Genomic DNA, 10,725 nt, shown 5'->3' with positions numbered 1-10,725 from the left:
TGGCTTTGTATTTACGCAACCCATAAAGGCGAGAACTAAAGCAATGGATTATAGACAGAAGATCCTGAGTCAATTCTTCTTGCGGGGAAAGGGTTTCGGCGTTAGCTACAATTATTGAGCCTCCACCCCATTGCACCAACTGTTCGACAAGCTCAAAACCAAAACGACACAATCTGTCTTTGTGGGCTACATACAGCAAGTTAACTTCGCCTTGTATTGCCCATTTGATGATTTGCAAGAACTTGGGACGCTTGAAGTTTAAGCCTCCCCCAACCTCCTGAATCGTCTCTGTGACGGAGACACCTTGAGCTAAACAAAATTGCTCCATTGCTTTAACTTGGCTCTGCAAGTCATCTTTTTGGTTGTTAGATGAGACTCGACAATAAATTAGAACTTTGTGGGGATATTTTCCTGTTTTAAGGCTTCTGGCTACCGCTAAGTGGGTTTCATTGTAGACTCGCTGCTTTCCTAGCGTGCGTTCTGGAATCAGCTTACCTTCCTGCTCCCATCTACGAAGTGTCGATGCTGAAACTCCAACCAATTCTCCAAATTCTGAAACCTTCCACATAACTTACTCACCATAGATAACTATAGGTAAGTTTAGTTAAGAATTTGGCTATTTAGTCAAGCTCTCTTACTCCCCAAACTAACTCTAAACGAGAAACTCTCTAAACGAGAAACTTACCCAGTCCCCTAAACACAACAACACCCAAGCCTTACTTCTCGAGGGATTTCCTGTAATTGGTAATACTATCTAGAGTTACAATGATTTAAAAATCAATTGTATTGCTCTCAGTTAACCAGCTTAGGAAATATCAATGTTCCGGTTGGGTGTTGTTTTCGGACGAGACAGACGTAAGTTAAACAGCTGTTTTTTCCTCTTTTTTACTTTAGTTACGTGACACCAGGCTGTTTGATCTGCCAGGGAAGCTTTTTCTTTGCTTCTATTGTTAGAATATCAACCCTCTTATTCGAGATCAAGTATATGAAAAGAAACTTCACTTTGGTGAGTGTGAATACTCGCACAATTATAAAGTTCTCTTGATTAATCCCTAAAAAAAAACCGCCCTTTCGCAGGCGGGGTAAGCTTTTTAGCATTTAATTTTTACCTGAGCTTGGTTAACAATTTACTATATTAACCAGCCACAACATTTTCAGGCTATGCGATCGCTAATTCCCAAAACTCAAATCTTTAAGCTAAAATTCCCGATTTCTACTCTTTCTATGAAGCTAGAGAAAGCCAAATCTTAACCCGTGACACCAAATAAATAATCAAGCAATTACACCAACATCAAGTTTAAGTTAGTAGAGTTTTTAGATAGGGCGGATTGGGCAAGTAGCATCGCTTTTCAAAATTATCTTCCCTCCTCTTAATTATTTTTGTTTTTAGCCGGAATAATTAACAGTAATGCGATACATCTTCTCCACATTCATCAGCTAAGTAACACAAAGCGCGAAAACGTAAGTTAGATACTTCTTCATAAAGCGGATTCAACTTACACAATGGCGGAATGTGAAACAAGCTACGACCAAACAGTTTAACATCACGCTCAAATGGACATTGCGCTGGAATCATTTCACACAAACGATGCGCTAATTCTTTTTCTCGAACATCCATATTGTTCAGTATAGAGCGTAGCGGTTGTAGTAAATCAAAGCGTTTTTTTCCACCGCGATCGTTATTTATGTCTCCAAGTGTAACATTTTGTTGATCTGTCCAAATCCAGGTTGTAACCTGACGGTCTTCTATGGTAGAGTGAGGTACATTCATTTTTCATAACTCCAAACTTCCAAGAGAGGTGGATAAATTCCTCTACTGGTTGACTACATGATCTCAAATGGATTTACGGGATGACCACTCCCATTTGAGTGATTTTCACCTGTCAGAATTATTAAAAACTCTAACTTATGGATGAGTTGTGTTTTTAGCTTTACACAACTCCATTTTATACTGCCTAAAAACCGGATGTTTTTGCTTCAGTAGAACTAACGAAATTAAATTAATGCACGGTTTAGTATACTGACTTTATACAGAAATTGACAACCCATAAAAATAACTTTGAGTAATTTTACTAACTCATAAAAAGGCGATTGGTGAATAGGTATAATTACCAATCCCACCAATCACTAACTAGCGAATACCCAAAAAGGAGTATATCTGCAACCAGAATTTCCTAGCTGGAATTTTTCTGGTTTCTTAAGAAGCTACTCTAGCGGTGACGCGACGGCGACGACCTGTAGCTTTCGCGGGGGGTGTATCTGGTGCTTGTAGTAGAAAGACCAACAGCGGACGACTTTGGAGTTCGCGGCGCAGTAGTCTAGCAATAGCTTGTTCTATTTGAGCTTGCAGACCAGTCCAGTCTACTTCTACTTCTTCAGTATCGAAGTTACGGGCAAATTCGCGCCAGCGATCGCTCAACAAATTCTCGATCGTTTGTTGTACCAATTTTTGCAGTAAACTTTGCTCAACGGCAGTTACTACACCGCGCAAATGTACTTCTGGTCTAGCTACTAGTTTGCCATCCCAATCCACAGCAGCAGCTACGGTAACTACACCATCTTCGGCTAATTGTTGCCGTTCTTTGAGTACATTATCGTGAACTACACCAGCGCTATCTACCAGTTGTAAACCAGATGGGACTTTACCTGCGATCGCAATGCTATCTTCGGAAAGTTCGACCACATCGCCATTATCGATAATTACCATATTTTCCGCTGGAATTCCCATGCTTTGAGCAGTTTGGGAATGTTTGACTAACATCCGGTGTTCGCCGTGAACTGGTAAAAAGAATTTCGGACGAGTCAAAGCTAACATTAATTTTTGGTCTTCTTGACAAGCGTGCCCAGAAACGTGAATGCCTTTTTCTCTACCGTAAACTACATTAGCGCCTTGGATCATCAACTTGTCGATCGTGTTGACGACTGCGATCGTATTTCCCGGAATTGGATTAGCAGAAAATATTACTGTGTCACCCTTACGGATTTTAATATGGGGATGTTCTTGATTAGCAATCCGAGTCATCGCCGCTAAAGGTTCCCCTTGCGATCCAGTAGTCAGAATTAAAACTTGATCGTCTGGTAAATTTCGCGCAACGTGCCAAGGTTGGAGTAAATTATCCTCACATTTGATGTAACCTAAATTTCGGGCATGGGCAATCACATTCAACATTGATTTACCCAACACCGAAACAATCCGATTATGCTTTTTCGCCAACTCCAAAACAATATTGATTCTGTGTACCGAAGAAGCAAAAGTTGTCAGCATAATGCGTCCCGGCGCTTGACCAAAAATGCGGTCTAAATTCGGATAAACCGACATTTCCGAAGGTGTTTGTCCGGCAACTTCCGAGTTAGTTGAATCACTCACTAAACAGAGAACACCTTTTTCCCCATGTTCCGCTAATCTTTGGAAATCAAACTTTTCGCCGTCTACTGGGGTGTGGTCAATTTTAAAGTCGCCTGTGTGGATAATTACTCCCACTGGGGTATGAATCGCCACAGTAAAACTATCAGCTATTGAGTGGGTATTGCGAATAAATTCTGCGAAAAAGTGAGTACCAATTCGCACAATATCACGAGGTAATACTGTCCTTAATTCCGTTTGTTTAGAAACTCCGGCTTCTTCGAGTTTACCCTGCAATAATGCCATTGCTAAACGAGGGCCATAAATCACCGGAATATCAAACTGTTTCAGGTGATAAGGAATACCGCCAATGTGGTCTTCATGACCGTGAGTAACGATCATTCCTTTAATTTTATGGCGATTTTCCTTCAGATAAGTAGTGTCTGGTAAAACAATATTTACCCCGTGCATTCCATCAGTGGGAAAAGCTAAACCTGCATCTAACAGAATGATTTCATCATCGTATTCAAAAATGCAGGTATTTTTTCCAATTTCGTGCAATCCCCCCAAGGGAATAATTTTTACTGTTTGGGGTGCTTTTGCAGTTGTATCTTTAGTCATTTGCATCCTTTGATTTTAGTAACAAGAAATTTGGTTTTGGTATATGCGGTAATTAGTAATTGGCTAATTTAATCCGAGATTGAATCCTCAATCTAACGCTGAAAATTTGCCCAATTCTCTTTACCTGTTAGCCCTTAATGCTCGTCTAACTGTCCAGAGTTCTATGGAAAGAAATATTCAATTGTCAAAAACTTGGCTTAGTCATTCCTATTAAACTAAAGAAAGTTTTTCTAAGGCGGTTTTTAATTTGTGAATTTCTTCATTTGATGGTTCACAAAGCGGTGGGCGAACGCTTCCCACATCCCAACCTTTTAATTTTAAAGCTGCTTTTACGAGTATTGGATTTGTGGTGATAAATAGTGACTTAAACAAGGGAAAAAGTTCTAAGTGTATTTTTAATGCTTCGGAAGTGTTACCTGTTTCAAAGGCTTGCACCATTTGCTGAATTTCATTGCCAACTAAATGGCTAGCAACGCTAACTACTCCTGTTCCGCCAACTGCTAACAAGGGTAATGTTAGAGAATCATCTCCAGAGTAAATCTCAAATTCCGGCGGGGTGATATGGCGAATTTGACTAGCTTGATCCATACTGCCGCTAGCTTCTTTAATAGCGACAATGTTGGGAATTTCTGCCAAACGAGCCACTGTTTCTGGTGCCAAGTTTTGCCCAGTGCGACCGGGTATATTGTAAAGCATTATCGGCAGGTCGGGAGAACTTTTAGCGATCGCCTGAAAATGCTGGTAAAGTCCTTCTTGGGGTGGCTTGTTATAGTAAGGAACCACTTGCAAAGAACCATCTATTCCTAGTTTAGCGGCTTTTTGGGTAGCAGCGATCGCATCTTTCGTAGAATTAGACCCAGTTCCGGCAATAATTTTCGCCCTCCCGCCTACCGCCTTCTGCACTACCTGAAATAACTCCAACTCCTCATCAAATGTCAGCGTTGGCGACTCACCCGTAGTCCCACAAACCACGAAGGCATCTGTACCATTTTCCGCCAAATGTCCTGCTAGTTGCTCTGCTACTGCATAATTTACACTGCCATCTTCCTTAAATGGTGTAACTAAAGCGGTTATTACCCTACCAAACTTTCCCACACTCTTTTTTCTCCTAATAATTTTCTTTTCTTCCTAATTATATTTTTATTTTTTGCCAGAAACAGCTAATTCTGGAGCCGCAGGCAAATTTTCCTTGACCAACAATTCGGCAATTTGTACGGCATTCAAAGCTGCGCCTTTCCGAATTTGATCGCCACTAAGCCATAGTTCTAAACCATTAGGATTAGAAATATCCTGACGAATTCGACCTACTAAAACATCATCTTTACCGCTTGCTTCCATCGGCATCGGGAAATAATTAGCTTGCCAATCTTCCACCAATTGAACCCCGGGCGACTGACTGATAATTTCCCTGGCTTTTTCCACAGAAAAAGGTCTACCAAATTCTAGGTTAATCGCTTCTGAATGCGCCCGGAGCACGGGAACCCGAACACAAGTTGCCGTAATTCGCATTTGTGGCTCGGCAAAAATTTTCCTAGTTTCATTGACCATTTTCATTTCTTCTTCACAATACCCCAATTCATTCAACTTGGAGTTATGGGGGAACAAATTAAATGCCAAAGGATAGGGGAAAATCTCGGTTTTTGCCTGTTCGCCTTGTAAAATTGCTTGGGCTTGTTCTTTCATTTCTTCCATTGCCCTAGCACCTGCACCGCTGGCAGATTGGTAAGTTGCTGCTACTAGACGTTGTACTGGTTCTACTTGGTGTAAGGGCCAAACTGCCACTGCCATTAAAATAGTCGTGCAGTTGGGATTGGCAATAATCCCTTTGTGAGTAAACGCTGCTTCGGGATTAACTTCTGGTACTACCAAAGGTACAGTAGGTTCCATGCGAAAAGCGCTGGAATTATCAATTACCACTGCCCCAGATGCCACTGCTTTATCTGCCCAAACTCTGGAAGTGGAAGCCCCAGCTGAAGCCAGGACTATATCCACATTGTTAAAGGCTTCTTCGCTTACTGCTTCCACTGGCAGATTTTCGCCTGCGAACTGGATAGTACGTCCAGCCGAACGGGGAGAAGCCAATAATTTTAAATCAGCCAAGGGAAACTGACGACTTGCCAACAATTCTAAGAATTCAGTTCCGACTGCTCCGGTTGCGCCTAAAATTGCTACTCGATAGGTTTTTGACAAGGTTCATTCCTCCAATTATTGATGCTAAAAGGTTGAGAGTTCATTAAGTATAAGTTCTTGTTGTGAGTTTTTCTACATCTATACAGGTTTGTGTTTTGTGGAATTCTACTGTGTGCCTGACTGGGGTTAGTAGAGATTTTTTACCTATTGACTGGGTGATTAACCAGATTGCTTAAGTTTTTCAATGCGATCGATCTATTTATTGTTTAGTTTTCTGTAATTTAAAAACATATACACTAATTATGCAAATTTTACCAAATTTTTGACTTATAGATTAAAGATTAACCTGGGATTTAGCAACAAATGAGTATGCTATATGTACTATCATCAGATACGAAACCAAAACAGAAAAGCACCACCTCACGCTTGAGGCCCAAGTCAGAACCGACTTATGCTCATCTAGTTTGGCGAATACCAGATTAGCTGGTTACTTGCACCAGCATATCACGGTGTAAGACCTGCGATCGGGGTTAGTCCAAAATTTGAGAGCCGGATAGCCTCCAAAAAAGGGGCTAAAGTTAAGCTAGCAGGCGGTTGCTGGAAAAGCAAGGGCAAGCATTAGTGAGAAAATAAAGCCCTAGCCCCCTGTTTTAGCCAGAAAACACTAAATGTCAGTTATTCGGAACCAGAAAATTCATGAAAGTTACCCAGGAAAAGCTTCCCGCTAGCCAGATTGGTCTGGAAATAGAAATTCCCCCTGAAATGTCCAAAAAAGCTTACGAGCAAGTTATACAAGACTTAGCTCGCACTGCCAACATTCCTGGGTTTCGCAAAGGCAAAGTACCCCGGCAAATACTTATGCAACGCTTTGGTGCAGCGCGACTCAAAGCAGCTGCTTTAGAAGATGTGATTCGCAATGGCGTACAAGAAGCTGTGAAGCAAGAGCAAATCGACGCTATTGGAGAATTTTATCTGAGTGTTCCCCAAGAACAATTAGTTCAGCAGTTTGAACCGGGACAAGCATTGACTATCTCTGTGAAGGTGGATGTGCCCCCAGAGGTGAAACTGAATCAATATACTGGTTTAAACATTCAGGCTGAAGAAGTCAAGTATGACAGTGAGCAAGTTGAGCGATTTTTGGCAGAACGTCAAAAGGAAAATGCTACTTTAATTCCTGTGGAAGGCAGAGCCGCCCAAATGGGAGATGTGTCAGTAGTAGATTTTACAGGTCGGATAGTGGGTGAAGGGGAAGGTGAGGAAACCCCAATCCCAGGTGGAGAAGCAACTGACTTCCAAGTAGAATTAGCCGAAGGAAGGTTTATCGAAGGGTTTGTCGATGGCATTGTGGGTATGAACCCCGGGGAAACCAAAGAGATTTCGGTTAACTTCCCCCCAGAGTATCCGCAACAAGATTTAGCAGGTAAACCAGCCCTCTTTACAATTACGCTCAAAGAACTCAAAGAGAAAGAGTTACGGGAACTTAATGATGACTTTGCTCAAGAAGTCAGTGAGTTTCAAACTTTAGCCGAGTTAAGAGAAAGCTTGGAAAAGAGGTTTCAACAGACAGCCCAAAGCAAAACTGATGCTAACAAAACCGAAGCTATTCTCAAAGAACTGCAAAACCAGATCGAAGTAGATTTGCCAGAAACGCTGATTGGGCAGGAAGTTGATGCGATGCTGACTCAGACGGCAATGCGGCTGAGTCAGCAAGGAGTTGATGTCAGAAAACTGTTTACGCAGGAAATGGTGACGCAAATGCGACAAGCATCGCGTGGGGATGCGATCGATCGCCTGAAGCGTTCTTTAGCTCTCAAAGAAGTGGCGAAACTAGAATCTATTCAGGTAGAACCAACTGCCATTGAAGCTAAAATAAGCGAGTTAACCAAGGAGTTTGCTAACGAAAATATCGATCCGGAAAAGCTCCGAGAATTCGTCGAAGAAGACTTACTCAAAGAGAAAATTATTACCTGGTTGACAGAACATTCTCATATTGAGCTAGTCCCGGAAGGTACATTGAAGACCAGTACTCCCGAAGCAACCGAGTCTACAACGGAAGTAACTGATACTCCCGAAGCAACCGAGTCTACAGTTGAAGTTAGCTCAGAATCAACAGGAAGCACCGCTGAATAATTAATCCAGTGGATGATACTAGTGGGAATACATAATTTATGAAAGTCTTTAACTATGATTCTCACTAGTCAATTCAGCTTAATTAAAGACTATCACGCTAAAACTTAAGTTTATTAACCGTAACGAGATAGGCAAAAATTACTCTGATTCGATATAACGGATATAGATACCTATTCACTTAGCAAACTCAGTTAACAAAACTCATTGCTAGCTGTTATCCATAAATCATCTTTTTATGGTTTCATCAGACTATCCCATCTACTCATTATCTAGCTTACAGCAAATGGAAATTCCAAACCAAAGCCCAAAAAATATGCTCCCAATGGTAGTAGAACAAACTGGCATGGGCGAACGGGCTTATGATATATATTCCCGTCTGTTGCGGGAAAGAATAGTGTTTCTGGGTACACAAGTTGACGATGATGTAGCAGACTCATTAGTAGCTCAATTGCTATTCTTGGATGCTGAAGACCCAGAAAAAGACATCCAACTGTATATCAACTCTCCAGGGGGTTCAGTGACAGCAGGGATGGCAATCTACGATACTATGCAGCAGATTCGGCCTAATATTGTCACGATCTGTTATGGTTTAGCTGCCAGCATGGGAGCGTTTTTGCTCACAGCGGGAACTCGTGGGAAACGGATGTCTCTACCTAACTCGCGGATTATGATTCACCAACCTTTAGGAGGTGCCCAAGGTCAAGCAGTGGACATTGAGATTCAAGCCAAAGAAATTCTTTATCATAAACGTAAACTAAATGAGTTGTTAGCCTATCATACTGGGCAACCTCTAGATAAAGTAGAAGTAGATACCGATCGCGATTTCTTCATGTCAGCAGCTGAAGCTAAAGACTACGGTCTGATCGATCAGGTAATCACCAAACAAAACATCCCCCTGTCGGGGAACGCCGTTACCACACTCAACTAAGAGGCAGTTATGTCTAAATACGACTCCCATTTAAAATGTTCCTTTTGTGGCAAGTCTCAGGAGCAAGTACGCAAACTAATTGCTGGGCCGGGAGTCTATATCTGTGATGAATGTGTTGACCTGTGTAACGAAATATTGGAAGAGGAGTTGTTGGATACAAGTCCTTCAAGTCCGCAACCAACAAACAGGCAAGAACAACCACAGAAGCGGCGTTCCCGCTCGGCTCAACTTTCCTTGCATCAAATTCCCAAACCAAGAGAAATTAAAAAGTATTTAGATGAATATGTAATCGGTCAAAATGAAGCTAAGAAAGTCCTATCTGTAGCTGTCTATAACCATTACAAGCGTCTCAGCTTTATTCAGTCGAAAAATAATGGCAAAGTCAGCCCTGACGACACTGTAGAATTACAAAAATCGAACATTTTGTTGATGGGGCCAACTGGCTGCGGTAAAACATTGTTGGCGCAAACTTTGGCAACGATGCTGGATGTGCCATTTGCGGTGGCAGATGCGACAACTCTGACTGAGGCGGGTTACGTTGGGGAAGATGTGGAAAATATCTTACTCCGATTGCTTCAGGTAGCAGATTTCGATGTGGAAGAAGCTCAAAGAGGGATTATCTACATCGATGAAATTGACAAGATTGCCCGCAAGAGCGAAAATCCTTCGATTACCAGAGATGTGTCTGGGGAAGGGGTACAGCAAGCTTTACTGAAAATGTTGGAAGGAACGGTGGCTAATGTGCCGCCTCAAGGTGGGCGCAAACACCCCTACCAAGACTGTATCCAACTCGATACCAGCAATATCCTGTTTATCTGCGGTGGTGCGTTCGTTGGTTTAGAAAAGATTATCGAACAACGGATTGGCAAACGCAGCTTTATGGGATTTGAGGTTGATCCCAATGGGGCGGAGATTAGTAAACCAAGGGAAAAGAGAACGGCTGATCTTCTGAAGCATCTGGAACCGGATGATTTGGTGAAGTATGGTATGATTCCAGAATTTATCGGTCGGATACCTGTGGTAGGAATGGTTGAGCCGCTGGATGAGGAAAGCTTGACGGTAATCTTGACTGAGCCGCGGAATGCTTTAGTTAAGCAGTACCAAAAACTGCTGAAGATGGATAATGTCCAATTAGAGTTTAAACCGGATGCGGTGAGAGCGATCGCCCAAGAAGCCTATCGTCGCAAAACTGGTGCCAGAGCATTACGAGGAATCGTCGAAGAGATTATGCTCGATGTCATGTACGAGTTACCCTCCCGGAAAGATGTCACTCGTTGCATGATTACCAAGGAAATGGTAGAAAAACGCTCAACGGCTGAACTTCTGCTGCATCCTTCCTCTTTACCAAAACCGGAATCAGCGTAAAATAGTCGTTGGTCGTTGGTAGCGGGTAGTTGGTAGGAACAAATTAAATCTAAAGCAAGTTGCTAGCGATGATAATTGAGATTAAGATTAGGTACGTTGTTGGGGGGGGTGGGGATAAAAAAAAAAAAAAAAAAAAAAAAAAAAAAAAAAAAAAAAAAAAAAAAAAAAAAAAAAAAAAAAAAAAAAAAAAAAAAAAAAAAATTTATTT

At 41.8% G+C, this 10,725-nt stretch carries 8 protein-coding genes; 3 read left to right on the top strand and 5 right to left on the bottom strand.

The window, feature by feature from the left end; all coding sequences use genetic code 11:
- The 5 genes from ACE1CC_RS28120 to ACE1CC_RS28100 all read right to left on the bottom strand — a co-directional run.
- Positions 1–568: IS607 family transposase (locus ACE1CC_RS28120; RefSeq protein ID WP_413273740.1), on the bottom strand; the 568-nt coding region annotated here is incomplete at its 3' end.
- Positions 569–1,399: 831 nt separating this feature from the next.
- Positions 1,400–1,771, bottom strand: coding sequence for a Mo-dependent nitrogenase C-terminal domain-containing protein (locus tag ACE1CC_RS28115; RefSeq protein WP_413273739.1), 372 nt, complete (start codon positions 1,769–1,771; stop codon positions 1,400–1,402).
- Positions 1,772–2,197: 426 nt separating this feature from the next.
- Complete coding sequence (locus tag ACE1CC_RS28110; protein WP_413273738.1) at positions 2,198–3,964, bottom strand: ribonuclease J; 1,767 nt, start codon at positions 3,962–3,964, stop codon at positions 2,198–2,200.
- A gap of 210 nt (positions 3,965–4,174) precedes the next feature.
- Positions 4,175–5,059, bottom strand: a complete 885-nt coding sequence (dapA, locus tag ACE1CC_RS28105) for a 4-hydroxy-tetrahydrodipicolinate synthase (RefSeq protein WP_413273737.1) — start codon at positions 5,057–5,059, stop codon at positions 4,175–4,177.
- A gap of 45 nt (positions 5,060–5,104) precedes the next feature.
- Complete coding sequence (locus ACE1CC_RS28100; protein ID WP_413273736.1) at positions 5,105–6,154, bottom strand: aspartate-semialdehyde dehydrogenase; 1,050 nt, start codon at positions 6,152–6,154, stop codon at positions 5,105–5,107.
- A gap of 636 nt (positions 6,155–6,790) precedes the next feature.
- Between ACE1CC_RS28100 and tig the strand changes: the two genes are divergently transcribed.
- From tig to clpX, 3 genes are all read left to right on the top strand, one after another.
- Positions 6,791–8,224 carry a trigger factor gene (gene tig, locus ACE1CC_RS28095; protein WP_413273735.1) on the top strand — a complete coding sequence of 478 codons (1,434 nt, stop codon included), beginning with the start codon at positions 6,791–6,793 and terminating at the stop codon, positions 8,222–8,224.
- 283 nt (positions 8,225–8,507) lie between these two features.
- Entirely contained in the window at positions 8,508–9,152 is a 645-nt protein-coding gene (clpP, locus tag ACE1CC_RS28090) for an ATP-dependent Clp endopeptidase proteolytic subunit ClpP (RefSeq protein WP_413273734.1), read from the top strand.
- A gap of 9 nt (positions 9,153–9,161) precedes the next feature.
- Entirely contained in the window at positions 9,162–10,517 is a 1,356-nt protein-coding gene (clpX, locus tag ACE1CC_RS28085; protein ID WP_413273733.1) for an ATP-dependent protease ATP-binding subunit ClpX, read from the top strand.
- Positions 10,518–10,725: the final 208 nt, after the last annotated feature.

It is taken from the genome of Floridaenema aerugineum BLCC-F46, assembly GCF_041929345.1.
In the GTDB taxonomy this organism is placed as follows: domain Bacteria; phylum Cyanobacteriota; class Cyanobacteriia; order Cyanobacteriales; family Aerosakkonemataceae; genus Floridanema; species Floridanema aerugineum.
This window is presented reverse-complemented; position numbering and strand designations above follow the sequence as displayed.